The 16,194-nt window shown below is 36.4% G+C and carries 19 protein-coding genes; 16 read left to right on the top strand and 3 right to left on the bottom strand.

Annotation, left to right across the window (positions count from 1 at the left end; all coding sequences use genetic code 11):
* Positions 1–21 precede the first annotated feature (21 nt).
* The 16 genes from BHE19_RS18025 to BHE19_RS17950 all read left to right on the top strand — a co-directional run bounded on the left by BHE19_RS18025 (position 22) and on the right by BHE19_RS17950 (position 11,958).
* Positions 22–1,440: a TolC family protein gene (locus tag BHE19_RS18025; protein ID WP_070908398.1), complete on the top strand. Its 1,419-nt coding sequence runs from the start codon at positions 22–24 to the stop codon at positions 1,438–1,440.
* Between the two features lie 472 nt (positions 1,441–1,912).
* Positions 1,913–2,362 carry a hypothetical protein gene (locus tag BHE19_RS18020; protein ID WP_070908397.1) on the top strand — a complete coding sequence of 150 codons (450 nt, stop codon included), beginning with the start codon at positions 1,913–1,915 and terminating at the stop codon, positions 2,360–2,362.
* Positions 2,363–2,605: 243 nt separating this feature from the next.
* Positions 2,606–3,211 carry a Crp/Fnr family transcriptional regulator gene (locus BHE19_RS18015; RefSeq protein ID WP_070908239.1) on the top strand — a complete coding sequence of 202 codons (606 nt, stop codon included), beginning with the start codon at positions 2,606–2,608 and terminating at the stop codon, positions 3,209–3,211.
* A 72-nt stretch (positions 3,212–3,283) separates the two neighbouring features.
* Complete coding sequence (locus tag BHE19_RS18010) at positions 3,284–4,030, top strand: GNAT family N-acetyltransferase (protein WP_070908238.1); 747 nt, start codon at positions 3,284–3,286, stop codon at positions 4,028–4,030.
* A 269-nt stretch (positions 4,031–4,299) separates the two neighbouring features.
* A complete protein-coding gene (locus BHE19_RS18005) occupies positions 4,300–4,680 on the top strand; it encodes a DoxX family protein (protein ID WP_017495575.1) in 381 nt (126 codons plus the stop codon).
* Between the two features lie 9 nt (positions 4,681–4,689).
* Positions 4,690–4,902, top strand: coding sequence for a hypothetical protein (locus BHE19_RS18000; RefSeq protein ID WP_083342587.1), 213 nt, complete (start codon positions 4,690–4,692; stop codon positions 4,900–4,902).
* An 88-nt stretch (positions 4,903–4,990) separates the two neighbouring features.
* Positions 4,991–5,371, top strand: a complete 381-nt coding sequence (locus tag BHE19_RS17995; protein ID WP_070908237.1) for a VOC family protein — start codon at positions 4,991–4,993, stop codon at positions 5,369–5,371.
* A gap of 16 nt (positions 5,372–5,387) precedes the next feature.
* On the top strand, positions 5,388–5,894 hold the full coding sequence (locus BHE19_RS17990; protein WP_070908236.1) for a DinB family protein: 507 nt from the start codon (positions 5,388–5,390) through the stop codon (positions 5,892–5,894).
* Between the two features lie 7 nt (positions 5,895–5,901).
* Positions 5,902–6,375: a hypothetical protein gene (locus BHE19_RS17985; RefSeq protein ID WP_017495571.1), complete on the top strand. Its 474-nt coding sequence runs from the start codon at positions 5,902–5,904 to the stop codon at positions 6,373–6,375.
* Positions 6,376–6,627: 252 nt separating this feature from the next.
* A complete protein-coding gene (locus tag BHE19_RS17980; protein WP_017495570.1) occupies positions 6,628–7,386 on the top strand; it encodes an MlaE family ABC transporter permease in 759 nt (252 codons plus the stop codon).
* Positions 7,387–7,388: 2 nt separating this feature from the next.
* On the top strand, positions 7,389–8,168 hold the full coding sequence (locus BHE19_RS17975) for an ABC transporter ATP-binding protein (RefSeq protein WP_070908235.1): 780 nt from the start codon (positions 7,389–7,391) through the stop codon (positions 8,166–8,168).
* Positions 8,169–8,190: 22 nt separating this feature from the next.
* Entirely contained in the window at positions 8,191–9,018 is an 828-nt protein-coding gene (locus BHE19_RS17970) for an MlaD family protein (protein WP_070908234.1), read from the top strand.
* Positions 9,019–9,029: 11 nt separating this feature from the next.
* Entirely contained in the window at positions 9,030–9,518 is a 489-nt protein-coding gene (locus BHE19_RS17965) for a low affinity iron permease family protein (RefSeq protein WP_070908233.1), read from the top strand.
* The gene (locus BHE19_RS17960; protein WP_070908232.1) at positions 9,515–10,714 is read left to right on the top strand and encodes an NAD(P)/FAD-dependent oxidoreductase; all 1,200 of its coding nucleotides are present in this window, start codon (positions 9,515–9,517) and stop codon (positions 10,712–10,714) included. The genes BHE19_RS17965 and BHE19_RS17960 overlap by 4 nt, the downstream gene beginning before the upstream one ends.
* 177 nt (positions 10,715–10,891) lie before the next feature.
* On the top strand, positions 10,892–11,407 hold the full coding sequence (locus BHE19_RS17955; RefSeq protein ID WP_070908231.1) for a DNA-deoxyinosine glycosylase: 516 nt from the start codon (positions 10,892–10,894) through the stop codon (positions 11,405–11,407).
* A gap of 116 nt (positions 11,408–11,523) precedes the next feature.
* Complete coding sequence (locus tag BHE19_RS17950) at positions 11,524–11,958, top strand: DUF6526 family protein (protein WP_070908230.1); 435 nt, start codon at positions 11,524–11,526, stop codon at positions 11,956–11,958.
* A gap of 25 nt (positions 11,959–11,983) precedes the next feature.
* Here the strand turns inward: BHE19_RS17950 and BHE19_RS17945 are convergent, their stop codons facing one another.
* The 3 genes from BHE19_RS17945 to BHE19_RS17935 all read right to left on the bottom strand — a co-directional run bounded on the left by BHE19_RS17945 (position 11,984) and on the right by BHE19_RS17935 (position 16,165).
* Complete coding sequence (locus BHE19_RS17945) at positions 11,984–13,153, bottom strand: hypothetical protein (protein WP_070908229.1); 1,170 nt, start codon at positions 13,151–13,153, stop codon at positions 11,984–11,986.
* A gap of 341 nt (positions 13,154–13,494) precedes the next feature.
* On the bottom strand, positions 13,495–14,718 hold the full coding sequence (locus BHE19_RS17940; RefSeq protein ID WP_070908228.1) for a sterol desaturase family protein: 1,224 nt from the start codon (positions 14,716–14,718) through the stop codon (positions 13,495–13,497).
* Between the two features lie 160 nt (positions 14,719–14,878).
* A complete protein-coding gene (locus BHE19_RS17935; protein WP_026109889.1) occupies positions 14,879–16,165 on the bottom strand; it encodes a Glu/Leu/Phe/Val family dehydrogenase in 1,287 nt (428 codons plus the stop codon).
* Positions 16,166–16,194: the final 29 nt, after the last annotated feature.

Below are 16,194 nucleotides of genomic sequence, written 5' to 3'. Positions count from 1 at the left end.
AATTTAATGACAACACCTAAAATGAAAAATTATATAACCAAAATTGTGATGATCGCTATTTTGATCACCACAGTAATATCCTGTAAGGTTTCGAAGGATATTGAAACTCCAAAAGATGCATTTCCTGAAAATTTCAGGAGTGCATCGGTTTCAAAAGATACGACCAGTATTGGCGATACGGAGTGGAAAAATTTCTTCACCGAAAAAGATGTTATTCAGCTAATAGACAGCGCGGTTGCCCGAAACAACGACCTGCAAATTGCTACTAAAAACATCGAGATTGCGCATTACAGATTCACACAGTCCAAATGGGGAAATGTCCCTGAAGTCAATTTATCGGTAGCAGCAAGTACCAGCAATCCGTCAGACAATAGTTTTACCGGAAAAAATTTAGGTCAGGCATTGGGTCAGAATCATATTAATGACTTCACAGCCGGAGCGACACTTTCATGGGAAGCCGATATTTGGGGAAAAATAAAGAACCAGAAAAAAGAAGCTTTTGCGGGTTATCTGCAGTCAGAAGAAGTTAAAAAAGCTTTGCAGACTACCATTGTTGCCAATGTTTCTAAGGGATATTATAATCTTTTAATGCTGGACGCACAGTTGGATATTGCCCGACAAAATCTAAAATTAAATGATAGTACCACCACTATTATCAAATTAAAATACGATGCCGGCCAGGTCACTTCATTGGCGATTCAACAATCGGAAGCACAAAAATTAAACGCCGCGCAACTGATTCCATTGTTGGAACAAAACATTGCGATTCAGGAAAATGCTTTGAGTGTTCTGACAGGATCTTTTCCGGATTCCAAACAGAGAAGTATTCGTTTGAGTGCTTTAGAAGTTAAAAACAATACCGCCATCGGGATTCCGTCTTCGTTAGTAAGCCGCAGACCGGATGTAAAAAGTGCCGAACTTGCTCTTAAAGCCGCAAATGCCAGCGTAGGAATCACAAAAGCCAATTTGTATCCGGCACTCAGAATAACTGCTCAGGGTGGTGTAAACTCCTTTGAAGCCAGCAATTGGTTCAATATTCCAGCCTCTTTGTTCGGAACTCTTGCAGGAGGATTGACACAGCCTTTGCTGAACAATAAAAAAGTAAAAACACAATACCATATCGCCGTTGCCGAAAGGGAAAAAGCGGTTCTGAATTTCAGACAATCGGTTTTAGTAGCGGTTAGTGAAGTGTCAGATGCTTTGGTAAAAGTAGAGAAATTGCAGCAACAGGAATCCTTTTTGCAGCAACGTGTAAAAACGCTGCAGCAAGCCATAAAAAATGCCAATTTGTTATTCAAAAATGGTATGGCGGAATATCTTGAAGTGCTTACTGCGCAATCTAATTTGTTACAAAGTGAACTAGAGCTCGCCAACATAAAAAGAGAGCAGCTATCTGCCAATACCGAGTTGTATCGCGCTTTAGGTGGTGGCTGGAAATAATACCCGTTAATTATTTATTTTTTTGAGAGGAGAACGCTGTGAGACTTATAGTTTCATGGCGTTTTTTTATGGCACGCGGATGAGGCGGATCCGCTTTGCGGAGGCGCGGATTGTCACGGATTTTTTTTATTCTCATTTTTGTCATTTCGACCGAAGGGAGACTCGAGCGATAACGAATAGGCGAAGCAAATCACACGTAGGGTTTGACAAAGATTGACGACATTCTGTACGGAGTTACTTGTGTGATCCTTCCTTCGTCAGGATGACAAGATTGCGCATAAAAAATTGCGAGAATAAAAAAACCGTGTCAATCCGTGTCTTCGCGGTAGCGAATCCGTCTCATCCGCGTACCCTATAATCCACAATGTTTTCTTACTTTTGATATTGTCAAGCCCTTAATAAATGGCTCCAAAGAATGAATATCGTATCGAATATTAATAAAACAATCCTCTTAATCAATACATTAAAACTCATGAAAAGAATCGCATGCCTTGCAATTTTAGCATTACTATTTACAAGCTGTAAAGAAAACAATTCAGAAAAAGAAGTAAAAGCAATAAAAGAACCAGTAAAAACAAGCCCTGCTGTAAAAAAAGAAGCAGAGAAAAAAGAAGATTGTAAGGATGTTGAAGTAGAAATGGGTTCCGGAAGAGAATGTATCTTAAAAGGCACTGATCTTGCCCAGGTCTATCAAAATATTATCCAAAATAAAGAGGTTGAAGAATCCGAATACTATTTAAGTGCAATTCCAAACGAAAGTAAATCTGTACCCGTAAATAAAAACGGATTGATTTCAATTGATTACGAAATCATCAAAGATAAAGTCCTTATTAGTATGAATTATGAAGGCGGTGTGACTGAAGTAACACTTGAAAAAATAAAAGATACCATTAAAAAAAGCATTTATCATTACGCCGATTAAACTCTGAAATAAAAGGGTTTACCTCAAACCAGTAAAAAACTTTCCCAAATAAACCGCTAAATAACTTTTACGTTTTTAGCGGTTTTTTTTTCATAATGGCTGTTCCTCATTCCTCAAAGTGACAAAAAGGAGAATAAAAAAATCCGCGAAAATCCGTGTCTTCGCGGTAGCGAATCCGCGTCATCCGCGTACTATATAATCCGTAATATTTCCTTATTTTTGGTAGGTAAAACTTCAATCAAAATGTCAATCAATCAAAATAAGTACCTCAACAATTTAAAGATAAAATTCGAAAGCTACGCTCCTATTTCAGAATCTTCCTGGCATTTAATTGCCGGTATTGCTGAAATTCAATCTATTAAAAAAGGAGATATTTTACTTCAGAACGGACAAATTGCAAAAGAAATATATTTTATAATCAAAGGTGCTTTACGGGCTTATATCACCGATGCGGCAGGTAATCTCTATAATAAAAACATTTTTCTTGAAGGCGATTTTGCCGGTTCAAAGGCTTCTTTACTGCAGCAAACCGCTTCTCACTTCACTATAGAAGCACTCGAGGATTCTACCTTGATTCAACTTAACTACAAAAAATACAGAGCACTCATTGATCAGAACGACGACCTCAAAAATTATTACATTGCCTATTTGGAAAAAAACTGGGTAATCGAAAAAGAACAACGCGAAATTGCTTTAGTCATGCAAAATGCTACCGAGAGATACCTACAACTTTTATCCAAACATCAGGATATTGCAGACCGTATTCCGTTACTTCACATCGCCTCCCATTTAGGAATTACCCCTACCCAGCTAAGCCGTATCCGAAAAAATCTCGAAAAAGATTTGTAAATCAACATATGTAAAGGTTTCTCCTAAAAGCCCGGGGTATCTTTGTCTTATATTTTTATAATCAATATTCAAATGAAAAAGATAAACTTAATCGAAGACAACTTAAATAATCTTACCGGAATGTGGAAAACGGTTAGTTCCTCTTTCCTATCCTACCATACAACTCCTCTTTTTGAATATAGCAAAGTTGAAAATTCAGGCTGGCCTAATAAATTGTGGTTTCGAAAAGATATCTCTAAAAATGACATCGACGAAATTACTAAAACCATGCAGGCCAATTCAGAATTAGCTTTCGCTTATTGGGATATCTACGGAACAAAATCGTACGAAATACTGGATGCCTATGGTTTCTCATTAAAAAGCGAGCAGGTGGCGATGGCTTTAAAATTAGATCAGAAATTTACGCTTCAAAATAATCTGAGTTTTAAAAGAGTTTCCACTGAACAGGACGCTAAAATATGGGCCGATCTGTATCCTCATGCTTTTGGTTATGTGATTAGCAAAGAAATCCTGATTCAGAATTACGACAACGTTCATTTCTATTTGGTTTCCTTAAACGCTCAGCCCATCGGAACATTTATGCTGTTTCAAACTCAAAATACAATTGGAATTCATGGCGTTGGAGTGATTCCGGAAATGCGCCGAAAAGGTTTTGCTGAGGAAATCATGAAATATGCTTTAAATCTATCCATCGATTTAAATAGGGATTACGCGCAGTTACAAGCTTCTGCCATGGGAAAAGACATCTACACGAGATTAGGTTTCGAAGACTTATTTGTCATTAAAAACTATGTTTTGGGAGCAAATTCCAAATCTTAAATTCCAAACTTCAGGTTTCAGGTTTCAGGTTTCAAGTTTCAAGTTTCAAGAGTAAAGAAGAAAGAGCCATGAGTCAAGAGTCAAGTTTCAAGTTTCAAAATCTATTCTCTTTATTCTATATTCTATATTCTTTACTCTTGACTCTAAAATCTAAAATCTTCCACTCTGTCCCAAATGCCCCTAAAATAGTCGTAAATGTGTAGTCCGTTCAAAAGATAAGAATTGTAAGTTTGTAATGAATTAATTAACAACCTTTTAAAAACTATCCCATGAAAAAAGCAAAAATTATCTTTTGGATCACTACTACTATTATCTTTTTATTCGAAGGTGTTATGCCGGCCTTAACTTCTCAGACAGAATTAGCAAAAGAAGGAATCAGACATTTGGGCTATCCTGAGTATTTCGGAAATGCCTTAGTCGTTTTTAAAATTCTTGGTGTTTTAGCTCTGGTGATTCCTTCCATTCCAAAAAACATAAAAGAATGGGCGTATGCCGGATTTGGTTTCGACTTTATTTTTGCTTCCATCAGTCATGCCGCAGTAGACGGTATCAATTTCCAGGCCTTCTTTCCTTTAATCTTTTTAGTAATTCTGGCGATCTCTTACGTTTATTATCATAAAATAGAGCGTTATAAAAACATCGCTTTATAACCTCATGAAATGATGATAGAAGTTTATAAAACAAATGTTCAGGAAGTCGAGCAATCTCTACTGATTGTGGGGAAACTTCTTGAACATTTTCCAAACAGTAATATTAATTTTGATTTAGAAGACTGTGATAGAATTTTACGCGTTCATGCACCGTCAATTTCAAATCAAAGAATAATAGAACTTCTGGATTCCTATGGCTATCATTGTGAAGTTCTTTTGTGAGTCCAAAAAACAACAAAGATCTGATTTATAAAGTTTTATTGATAAAATTAGTAAATTTGAGACACTATCAACCTTCAAATCTAACCAAATGAATTTACCGGCCGGACATCAAACCATAATGCCCTATTTGATTTTAAATGGTGCATCACAATTTATAGCATTTACTCAAAAAGTGTTCGACGCAAACAATTCTCCCAGCGATAATGTACTGCGCGACGACGGAACGGTTATGCACGCCGAAATTACCATCACCGGAAGTACTATCATGGTTACAGACGTAGTTGAAGACTGGTCAAGACAAACCGCTAACCTATTTGTTTATGTCCCCAATGTCGATGAAACCTATAAAAAAGCATTAGAAAATGGTGCTACGAGTATAATGGGAGTCAGCGATAAAGAGTATGGCAGAACTTGCGGCGTTACCGATCCGTTTGGGAATGTCTGGTGGATCACTTCTATAATAGAGTAAAAAACAAAAAACATTTATGAAAACAGAATTAAAACAAGATATCGGGACTACTTTCGGACAATTTTCCGACACTGTTTCTCTTTTTACGCAAAGCGAAGTCAATCAAATACCGTTTGAAGGTAGCTGGACAGCCGGACAGGTTGCCCGTCATATTATAAAAGCGACATCAGGACTGCGTCAGGTTTGCGAGGCTAATACCCAAAAACTAGCGGCAAACTATGATGAAAAAATTCCTGCGCTTCAAGGGATATTCCTCGATTTCAGTACCAAATACGACTCCCCTGATTTTATATATCCCGAGGACCGCGAGTATGATAAAACCGAGCTGATTTCAAGTCTTCAAAGAATTGAAAAAGAAATGCAGGATATTGCTGAAAATTATGATTTAACACTCACCTGTATGGATTTTGAAATACCGGGTATTGGAAATTTAACAATCTACGAATTATTATTTTTTTGTAACGTGCACGCCAAAAGACATTTAAATCAATTGAAAAACATTTATACTGTTGTAAAAAACTAAATATGAGATGAGATCCAAAACCAAAACCATTTTGACCGCCTGGCTCGTTGCCGGGACATTAGACCTGACGGCAGCCATTACAGTTTATGCTTTTATACTCCAAAAAACCACTGCCATAAAACTGCTGCAATCCATTGCAAGCGGCGTTTTTAAAAAGGAAGCCTACACTGGAGGCTCGCTAATGGCGCTCTTCGGTATTGGATTCCATTACTTAATTGCACTAAGTTTCGCTTCGTTTTATTTTATCATTTATCCTTATCTGCCTTTTCTCAAAAAAAGCGCAGTTGTTTCCGGATTCCTCTATGGACTATTCGTCTGGATCATTATGAATTTAATTGTACTGCCTATTACCTTTCCTGTGCTTCCCGAAAAACACTTAGATTTCCCGTTATTCCTTTCCATGTTGATCCTGATGTTCTGCATCGGTCTACCCATAGCACTTATAACGCGAAAATATTATAGTTTTCAGACGCAATCCTAATTGTAAACCTGAAATACAAAACGTCAAAAATCCCTTTTCACACAAAGGGATTTTTTTTTTGTTTTACCCCCTAACGTAACTTTTCTGCTTTTATTTTGCTCATACAATGCTAATTATATAAACTTCAAAAAAAGTTATGTAAGATTTCTTCTGCAGTTGTCAAGTAACTTTAATCTTTGATAATAAAGACCACAACTGTCTTTTAAGATTTACGTTGTTTCATTTTCGATTTAATACTAAAAACATATTATTTTGATTCTCTCTCTAAAAAATACTTTCACCGAAATAGGAAATGCAACTTTGTTTGCGAAGCAGTTTTTTAAGGAAGTTTTTGTTCCTCCTTATGAGGCCAAAGAGTTTATAAAACAATGTTATGTAATTGGATATAAATCATTGCCTTTAGTAGCCATAACCGGTTTTATTATGGGATTGGTACTCACCCTTCAATCTCGTCCTACACTGGTCAATTTTGGAGCGGAATCCTGGTTGCCCGGAATGGTCGCCCTTTCCTTAATAAGAGAAATTGCTCCCGTAATTACTGCTTTAATTTGTGCCGGAAAAATCTCCTCGGGAATTGGTGCCGAATTGGGATCGATGAAAGTAACCGAACAAATTGATGCGATGGAAGTCTCGGCAATTAATCCTTACAACTATTTGGTCGTAACCAGAATTTTAGCCTGTACTTTAATGGTTCCCATTTTAGTCATTTTTGCAGATGCGGTGGGCATTATTGGTGGTTTTGTTGGAATTAATATCCACGGTGATGTTAATTTCTATCGCTATCTGACTCAAATTTTACAATCGCTGGAATATCTGGATCTAATTCCTGCCACGATCAAGACGTTCTTCTTCGGATTCTTTATCGGAATGATTGGATGTTTTAAAGGATTTAATGCCTCTAACGGAACTGAAAGTGTGGGAAAAGCAGCAAATTCAGCAGTTGTAACGGCTTCGCTTACCATTTTTATTCTCGATATGATTGCCGTTCAAATAACCGATTTATTCTTTTAAAGATGATTAAGGAAAAAGAAAATACAGCACTTAAAACTAAAGCAGGAAGCAAAACTCCAATCATCGAGATCAGGGATTTGCACAAGACTTTTGGCACGGACAATACTGTTCTGCAAGGTGTAAATCTCACGGTGAATAAAGGGGAAGATTTAGTAATTCTTGGACGTTCCGGTTCGGGAAAATCGGTCACCATAAAATGTATTGTGGGTTTAATAACTCCCGATCAGGGTGAAATAAAAGTGTTTAACGAAAATGTATTAAACCTGAAGAAACCTGAGCTAAATCAGATTAGGGTTCGAATTGGGTTTTTATTTCAAAGCGGTGCACTGTATGACTCCATGTCGGTACGCGAAAATCTGGCTTTCACTTTACAAAAACACAAACAGAACTTAACGCCGGAAGAAGTTGAAACTGAAGTCATGGAAGCTTTAGATAATGTTGGTTTAGCGGATGCGATCGATAAAATGCCGTCTGAACTATCAGGCGGAATGCAAAAAAGAATTGGTCTGGCCAGAACATTAATCTTAAAACCGGAAATTATCTTATACGATGAACCCACAACGGGGTTAGACACCATAACCTCGCGTGAGATCAGCGAATTAATTCTTGATATCAAACACAAACGTAAAACCACTTCAATCATTATTACTCACGATATGGCTTGCGCAAAACTCACAGCCGACCGAATTATGGTTTTAAAAGATGGAGTAATACATGCCGAAGGGACATATGAAGAACTGGAAAAAAACGAAGACGAATGGGTGCGCTCATTCTTTGAATAACGCAAAATAAATAGTAGAAATCATGGATAAACAATCTGGATATACCTGGAAATTAGGAATGTTTGTAGCAATTGGATTGTTACTTTTTATAATGGCCATTTATTTTATAGGGAAACAAAAAAACCTCTTTGGTTCCACCTTTCACATCAGCTCCCGATTTAAAACTGTGAGCGGTTTGGAAGTGGGCAACAATGTACGCTTTTCGGGAATTAACATTGGTACGGTCGAAGAAATCAGGCTGATTAATGACTCTTCTGTTGTGGTTGTAATGGTGATTAAAGACGATGTTAGAAAATTCATCAAAACAGACGCTCGTGCCAGCATTGGTTCTGACGGATTGATGGGTGACAAGGTTCTCACTATTTCTCCCGGTGTAAAGTCACAAAAGGCTATTGAAAACAACGGTGCCATTGCTTCGATTGACGGAATAGAAATGCAGGACATCATGAAAAGTGTCAAAAAAAGCGTTGATAATGTTGGAGTCATTTCTGATGAACTTGCCACTTTTAGTCATAGTATGAATAACGGAAACGGAGCCCTGGCAAGATTAGTCCGCGATGATAAAATGGCCAATAGCGTTTCGAATACCCTTTCGAATCTGGAAAGCGGTACCAAAGGTTTTAGTGATAATATGGAAGCTGCCAAAAATAACTTTCTGTTGAGAGGGTACTTTAGAAAAAAAGAGAAAGAAAAGGAAAAACAGAAAGAGGAAGCTAAAGAGAAAAAAGAAGAACAACAGGAAAAAATCAATAAAGAAAAAGAGGAAAAAGCCAAAGAAGAGAAACAAAAACAGGAGAAACAAAAAGAAGAAGATGCTAAAAAAGCATCCTCCGGAAAAGAAAAATCATAGATAAAACTCCAATGAAAACGAAAAAACAAAATAAAAGCAGTGCCTTTGAAAAATTTGCTACCTATGTTTCTAAAGCGGCAGGAAGTACTCCTGCTTTTATAGGTGCTTTTTTAATTGTAGTAGTCTGGGCAATTTCAGGGCCTTTTTTTGATTATTCCGAGACCTGGCAATTGGTCATTAATACCGGAACGACCATTATTACTTTTTTGATGGTTTTTTTAATTCAGAAGGCACAAAATAAAGATTCGCTGGCCATTCAGCTGAAACTAAACGAGCTAGTCGCTTCCAACGAATATTCAAGCAACAGCCTGGTAGACATTGAAAGTATGACCGAAGAGGAAATGATTATTGTTCAAAAATATTATCAACATCTTAGTGAACTCTCCAAAAAAGACGAAAGCATCAGAATCTCCCATTCGATTGCAGAAGCGCACGAACAACACCAACGTAAAGGCAAAACCAGAACAAAAACCCGTACATCAAATAGTGCTAAAAAATGAAACTACGATCGACCGAAACCTTCTGGCTTCTAAGGAATGCCATGAAAAAAAGCTATCCTTCAATTGATTCCGATAAAAACACAACCATTTTGATTATTGGCGGCGGAATAACAGGTGCTTTGATCGCTTACAAGTTAATTACTGAAGGCAAAAAAATAATATTGGTCGACCGTCGTGATATTTGCAACGGAAGCACTGCTGCGAGTACCGCTTTATTACAATATGAAATTGACATTTCATTACACGAATTGATCAAAATGAGAGGATTAAACTGTGCCCTTGACAGTTACAGGAACGGTAAAAAAGCAATTTTTGATCTCCGCAACATCATCGATACTATAAAAAGCGATTGTCAGTTCGAATTCAAAAAAAGTATTTATTTCTGCTCTTTAAAAAAAGATCTCCAGTTCCTGAAAGACGAATTTAAGATCCGAAAGGAAAATGGCTTTGACGTGAACTGGCTGGAAAAATGGGATCTTGAAAAATTGGGGCTCAATGCTCTGGCGGCAATCGAATCAAAAACTGCAGCAGTTATGGATCCTTTTAAATTAGCCAATGATTTACTGATCTATTGCCAAAAAAAAGGAATGGAAATTCTGGATAGAACCAACATTACCTCTATTCAAAATCAAAAAGATAAACTAATTGCCGTTACTGAAAATAAATGTAGTATTACTGCAGATCACATTATACATTGCAGCGGTTACGAAAGTACCGAAACTCTAAATGAAAAGGTTGTAGATTTGAAAAGCACCTATGTCATTGCTTCTGAAAGTCTCCCTACTCTTCCTGTGGCTTTCAGAAATGCAATTTTTTGGGATACCTCCTCTCCTTATCTCTATTTTAGAGCCACTTCTGACAATCGTGTTATTATGGGCGGTGGAGATGTAGCATTTAAAGATCCTGTAAAACGCGATAAACTATTACCCAAAAAAGAGCAATTCTTATTGAAGAAGTTCCAACGAAAATTTCCGGATATTAATTTCAAAATTGATTATTCCTGGGCGGGAACTTTTGGAGAAACAAAAGATGGATTGCCCTATTTTGGAAAACCTGATCCCAATAAAAACGAACATTATGTCCTGGGTTTTGGTGGAAACGGAATTACTTTTAGTGTCATAGGCATGAACTCAATTTTGGACTCTCTTAATAATAAAAAAAATCCGGATTTAGAATATTACAGGTTTGGGAGATAACTTTTATAGAGGTGCACAGAAGCAAAGGTGCAAAGTTTTTTGTTGCATTCTGAAAGCTGGTTATTGGAGTTGAACTGCAAATAAAGCAAACGTTATTTTCTTCTCAAAGTTTTAATGAAACTCTTTAAAAGTAACTTTTAAAATCTTTACCTTACTGCTTTACAAAAACGGTACTTCATGAAAAGTTTTTCTTTCCCGCCCATATCCAACAAAGATGCTGTTATTCTGATTTTGGGCACCATGCCCGGAACCAAATCGTTGGAACTGAATCAATATTACGGTCACAATCAGAATAATTTCTGGAAATTTATGTTTGTTATTTTGAAAGAGGATCTCTCTAGTGATTATGAAACCCGAAAAGCTTTGCTGCAAAAAAACAACATTGCGGTGTGGGATGTGTTACAGCATTGTGACAGAATAGGGAGTTTGGACAGTGCTATTAAAAATGAAACCCCTAACGATTTTGAAACCTTTTTAGAACAACATCCCAATATCACAACCATTCTTTTTAACGGACAAAAAGCAGCAGCGTTCTTTAAAAAATATGTCCAGCTGAAGAAAAACTATCACTTGATCACATTACCCTCGACAAGTCCGGCAAATGCAGGTAAAAGTTATGAATCTAAACTTCAGGAGTGGAAAATTTCTGTTGATCCACATCATAATAATGCATCGACACCTCACACAGATTAATTTTTTTTAATACATTTAAGTTGTAAAAAACATTGATTGCGTTATTTTTTCTTTGAATAAGCTATTCTCTTCCGGAGTAGCCTTGTTACTTAATCGGAAACCAAAACGATATCATTATGAAAATTCAAACTTACTACAATCATGTTCGGTTTTATACCCCGCATCATTTTGTTTATTATCCGGTTTTAGCACTATTCTTAGGCTGCAGTATTTACTTCGCCTGTACGACCGAAAATACACTTATTTGGTCCTTTATAAGTGTTTGTTTTCTATTGCTGTTTTTTCTTGCCTATATGCTGCGCCAACATTACGCCCTGACGCTTCAGAACCGAATCGTGAGGCTGGAACTTCGTTATCGCTATTTGAGTCTTACCGGAAAAAGACTTGAAGAATTCGAGTACAAACTAACCGACGATCAGATTTTTGCTTTGAGATTTGCTCCTGACAACGAAATCCTGCCGCTTTTGGAAGATGCTCTTAAAAATAACCTCACCGGAGATGCTATAAAAAAAGCCATCGTGCACTGGAGAGCAGATTACAACAGGGTGTAAAACCAATGGAAAGGATAAACTTTCCCTAACCTCTGCTTCTGCGATTAAACAAAACATATACTAAAAAAAGAATCAGCCAAACGGTTACAATCACGCCAAAATACATCCCAATAATTGAAGGATGCAAATAATTAGGTTCGTAAAAAAGCTTATCAAAAGTGGTAAATTTCTCCATTAGTGCTTTTCGGTCAAAGCTGTTTCGAATTGTATTGAGTACTTCATCACGATGTTCTCTAAAATAAAATGCATCTGCGGCCAGTTCCTTAGGAACAATATTACTTTCAATTTTATACTTTTTTAAAAGAGTATCCAGCTTCTGAAAATTCAACTGCAACGAGTCTTTTCTGTATTTGTACAGCAGTTTATATCGCTGTACTGCGGCATCGTACTGTTGTTTTTCTCCTGCAATTCCTTCTACAGCCTTAAACAATGATTTATTCTCGAGAAAAATACAAATGCTATCGTCGTATTGAGGCTGTACCTCAACACCTCTGAATAGGATCTCTGTACTGTCTTTAATTACTTTTTTGGTTATAATTCTCTTCGAAAGTTCCTTTTGATCTAAACCAATTTCGTCCAAAACCTTACCAGTTACGGTCGAGACTTTATCTAAATCGGTTGTGAGTACTTTCAAAGTATCTATGCTGTAATACGTGCTCTCTGTGTTGTAATAACCATTTGATATTAAAACGCTATCCACTACCTCCGTGACAGGATAGGGTTTTGGATATAAGATATTAACCGGATTAAACAATTTTTCAGAACTGTAAGAAGTGTAATTGTATAAAAACGGATTTAAAACATTCAGTAAAGTTTTATCTCTATTGAAATCAACTTCCGGAAGTTCGCTCCTTAATTTGGCATTCAATCCAAAACTATAACTGATAAAAAAGGAAAAACTCAGAAAACAAATCAGCAGTAATACCAAACCGGTTTTAAGCAGATTGGTCAAAGAATAAGGATATCGGGAATGATTTCTAATCAGAAATATCAGAAAGAAAAATAAAAACAAACCGCTGATGAAAAAATGGGAAATGGAAACATCATCATAAAATTTAAATCTGTAAAATTCAAAATAGGAATTGATATTGGCAATACCTTTAAAGGTAAAAAAACCATATAAAAAATACCCTAAATGAATGAACAGCAGTACTAAAAAAGACTTTACAAAGAATTGCTTTAATTTTTTTTCCATTTTTTATTTTGAGAATTTACTCTCAAATATAGCCAATCTGATTTAGAAATGAAATTTTCAAACCCTCTTGAAGAAAATTCTCTAAATCAGAATTAGTCCTTTTTTCAAATTCCAATACAAATGAAACTGAGACAAATCCAATACAAAAAACAACATACACAACTGATAATCAAACACATTAACTCAAAGTCAAATTAAATAAAAAAGAATTGGGCGATTATTCTTCGTTAAGTTTAAAAGCTAAAAAATTATCAGTAAAATGATAAATACTTGAGTTTTTTCGCCACGAATGCTCGAATTATTTGAAATACAAATTCGTGCATTCGTGGCGATTCTTTATACTATTCAGAAACTTCCAATTGCAGTACAACTTCCTGATAATGTTTGCTAAGTGAGAATAATTGCTCGGCAAAAATCATAATAGCAAGTGGAATGAAGAAAAAGGAAAGCAAATTTTCTTCGTATAAAAAATAAGTGGTTACCATAAAAATTCTCAGGTATTCCAGATAATAAATCCATCTTCTTTGTTCTAATAATGCCCCACAATTTACTAATGTTACCAGAATAAGTAACAGTACAAAAATTTTGTCCGAGACATTTAGTCCTTCAAAACAATACGTAAAAACCGTTAAAAGTATCGTGGAAACTCCAAGCTGGATATAGAGATAATTCTTAAATCGAAGCCTTTGATGCGGATTCGCTTTGTCCTGTAGAAAACGTTTCTCTAAGGTTGGCCGAATATCCTGATCCATATGGGCAGGACTACCAAATACCGCTTTCCATTTTTCTTTAAATCCTGTTGCGCGCTTCCACAGCTCGTAAATCTCAAAATAGTAATGAAAATGCTGCCACAAGAAACTATAACTTTTGAGCGGATGTGTTAAACCGTATTTTGGTTTTTCTTCTTCTTCCTGAAAAGTTCCGAAAAGGCGATCCCAAAAGGTAAACATATCGCCATAATTTTTATCAAGATACTTCTCATCAGACGCGTGATGTACGCCATGTACAGAAGGCGTAACAAAAACATACTCCAGCCATTTTATTCTGCCAACAAGCTGTGTATGCGTAAAAAAGGAATAAGCTCCGTGCACAATCAGCATGGTAATAACCATAGAGGGGTGAAAACCAATAAGCGGCAGTACACACCAAAATCCTGTTCTAATCACAGCCTGAAAAGTCGTAATTCTGGCGGCTGCGGTAAAATTAAATTCTTCGCTATGATGATGTACGATGTGTGCTGCCCAGAAAAAATTGACTTCATGCCCCAATCGGTGGTACCAATACCAGACAAAATCGGTGGCTAGAATTAAGGCAATCCACACAAAAACACTATTCGAAATGTCAAAAAATCGATAATTATCATAAATCAAATAATACAACTGGTAAAAACTGGCCGCCACAAACAAGTTAATCAAACGCTCTGCGATACCAATGCTAATATTTGAAACTGAACTTTCATAATTAAAAATTTCCGGTCTCTTTCGTCGTTGGGCAAGCTTGTATTCTAAAAAGAGAAAGAGAAAAAAAGCAGGCATCGCGAAAGCTAGAAAATTAATATGTTCCATTTTAAAAAATACTTATTTAATTCATAAAAAAACACAAAGCAGTAGTACTTCTATATCCTTATAAAAACAAAGACATTTTCATCAATCAACAAGTTCTTTTCGACTGAAAATCTTCTTATTAATTGATGAAAAAAATCTTTACTATTTAAAAACCTAATTTTTAATTCTGTTTAAATTTCGGAGTATCCAGCGCCACTTCTTTAACAGATTGAGTATCGGCTACCTTTTTCAACGCAATAATATAAGCTGCAATACGTGGTGTTACATTATATTTGGCAGCAATTCTGAAAACCGTCTCAAATCCTTTTTCTAAGATGTCCTCTAAGCGTGTATTGATCTGATGAATTCTCCAGGACTCCAGAAGCGAATTCTGAAGCCATTCAAAATACGAAACTGTAACTCCACCCGCATTGGCCAGAATATCCGGAACCACTAAAACATTGTTATCGTGTAGTATTTTATCCGCATCGGAAGAAATCGGTCCGTTGGCACCTTCCACAATAATTTTAGCACGAATATCATTAGCATTCTTTTGTGTAATCACATCTTCTGTGGCAGCAGGAATCAGTACATCCACTTCTAACAACAATAAATCCTCATGTTTAATAGCAACGGAATTCGGATACCCTTTAATACTTTTATTGTTCAAATTGTAGTACAAAATCAATTCCGGAATATTAAGTCCTTCAGGATTGTAAAACGCTTCGGAAACATCACTAACCGCTACCACTTTTAGTCCTTTTTCAAATAAAAACAAGGCCGAATGCAATCCAACATTTCCAAAACCCTGAATGGCTACTGTAGATTTTGCAGGTCTGAGTTTTAATTTTTCAAGGGCCAATAAAGTGATGATACTAACCCCTCTTCCTGTTGCTTCTACCCTGCCTAATGAACCGCCGGAATGCAAATGTTTTCCGGTTACTACCGCGTGAATTGTTTTGCCATGAAGTATAGAAAACTCATCCATTAACCATCCCATCTCATCGGGACCCGTTCCCATGTCCGGAGCAGGAACATCTTTTTCAGGTCCGAAAATATCTATTAAAGCTTTGGTATAAGCTCTTGTAATTTTCTCTAATTCATTCTTAGAAAGTGTCGTGGGATCACAAATAATTCCGCCTTTTGCTCCTCCAAACGGAATCCCGGTCACAGCCGATTTCCAGGTCATCCAGGCAGCCAGCGCTTTTACTTCGTCAAGATTTACTCCCTTATCATATCGAATTCCACCTTTTGACGGCCCTAAAGCAGTATTGTGTATAATTCGGTAACCTTCAAAGTTCTTTTCAGAACCGTTATCCAGGGTAATCGAAAAATTAACGACAATTTGCTTTTCCGGACGCTGGAGTTTTTGCCTGATCGATTCGTCTAATCTAAGAATGTCTGCGGCAATGTTAAAACGATCAATCATGGATTGAAAGGGGTTCTGTTTTATTAATTCTGCACTCATATTATATCGTTTAATTGGGGTTATTATAT

This window comes from Flavobacterium tructae (assembly GCF_001853485.1).
Classification (GTDB): Bacteria; Bacteroidota; Bacteroidia; order Flavobacteriales; family Flavobacteriaceae; genus Flavobacterium; species Flavobacterium tructae.
This window is presented reverse-complemented; position numbering and strand designations above follow the sequence as displayed.

Excerpts from the sequence above, each read along its gene's own strand:
- BHE19_RS17950 (WP_070908230.1), top strand. The coding sequence starts at position 11,524 with ATGAAAATTCAAACTTACTACAATCATGTTCGGTTTTATACCCCGCAT.
- BHE19_RS18000 (WP_083342587.1), top strand. The coding sequence starts at position 4,690 with ATGATGATAGAAGTTTATAAAACAAATGTTCAGGAAGTCGAGCAATCT.
- BHE19_RS17975 (WP_070908235.1), top strand. The coding sequence starts at position 7,389 with ATGATTAAGGAAAAAGAAAATACAGCACTTAAAACTAAAGCAGGAAGC.
- BHE19_RS17935 (WP_026109889.1), bottom strand. The coding sequence starts at position 16,165 with ATGAGTGCAGAATTAATAAAACAGAACCCCTTTCAATCCATGATTGAT.
- BHE19_RS17985 (WP_017495571.1), top strand. The coding sequence starts at position 5,902 with ATGAGATCCAAAACCAAAACCATTTTGACCGCCTGGCTCGTTGCCGGG.
- BHE19_RS17945 (WP_070908229.1), bottom strand. The coding sequence starts at position 13,153 with ATGGAAAAAAAATTAAAGCAATTCTTTGTAAAGTCTTTTTTAGTACTG.
- BHE19_RS18025 (WP_070908398.1), top strand. The coding sequence starts at position 22 with ATGAAAAATTATATAACCAAAATTGTGATGATCGCTATTTTGATCACC.
- BHE19_RS18020 (WP_070908397.1), top strand. The coding sequence starts at position 1,913 with ATGAAAAGAATCGCATGCCTTGCAATTTTAGCATTACTATTTACAAGC.
- BHE19_RS17970 (WP_070908234.1), top strand. The coding sequence starts at position 8,191 with ATGGATAAACAATCTGGATATACCTGGAAATTAGGAATGTTTGTAGCA.
- BHE19_RS18010 (WP_070908238.1), top strand. The coding sequence starts at position 3,284 with ATGAAAAAGATAAACTTAATCGAAGACAACTTAAATAATCTTACCGGA.
- BHE19_RS18005 (WP_017495575.1), top strand. The coding sequence starts at position 4,300 with ATGAAAAAAGCAAAAATTATCTTTTGGATCACTACTACTATTATCTTT.
- BHE19_RS17940 (WP_070908228.1), bottom strand. The coding sequence starts at position 14,718 with ATGGAACATATTAATTTTCTAGCTTTCGCGATGCCTGCTTTTTTTCTC.
- BHE19_RS18015 (WP_070908239.1), top strand. The coding sequence starts at position 2,606 with ATGTCAATCAATCAAAATAAGTACCTCAACAATTTAAAGATAAAATTC.
- BHE19_RS17960 (WP_070908232.1), top strand. The coding sequence starts at position 9,515 with ATGAAACTACGATCGACCGAAACCTTCTGGCTTCTAAGGAATGCCATG.
- BHE19_RS17955 (WP_070908231.1), top strand. The coding sequence starts at position 10,892 with ATGAAAAGTTTTTCTTTCCCGCCCATATCCAACAAAGATGCTGTTATT.
- BHE19_RS17995 (WP_070908237.1), top strand. The coding sequence starts at position 4,991 with ATGAATTTACCGGCCGGACATCAAACCATAATGCCCTATTTGATTTTA.
- BHE19_RS17990 (WP_070908236.1), top strand. The coding sequence starts at position 5,388 with ATGAAAACAGAATTAAAACAAGATATCGGGACTACTTTCGGACAATTT.
- BHE19_RS17965 (WP_070908233.1), top strand. The coding sequence starts at position 9,030 with ATGAAAACGAAAAAACAAAATAAAAGCAGTGCCTTTGAAAAATTTGCT.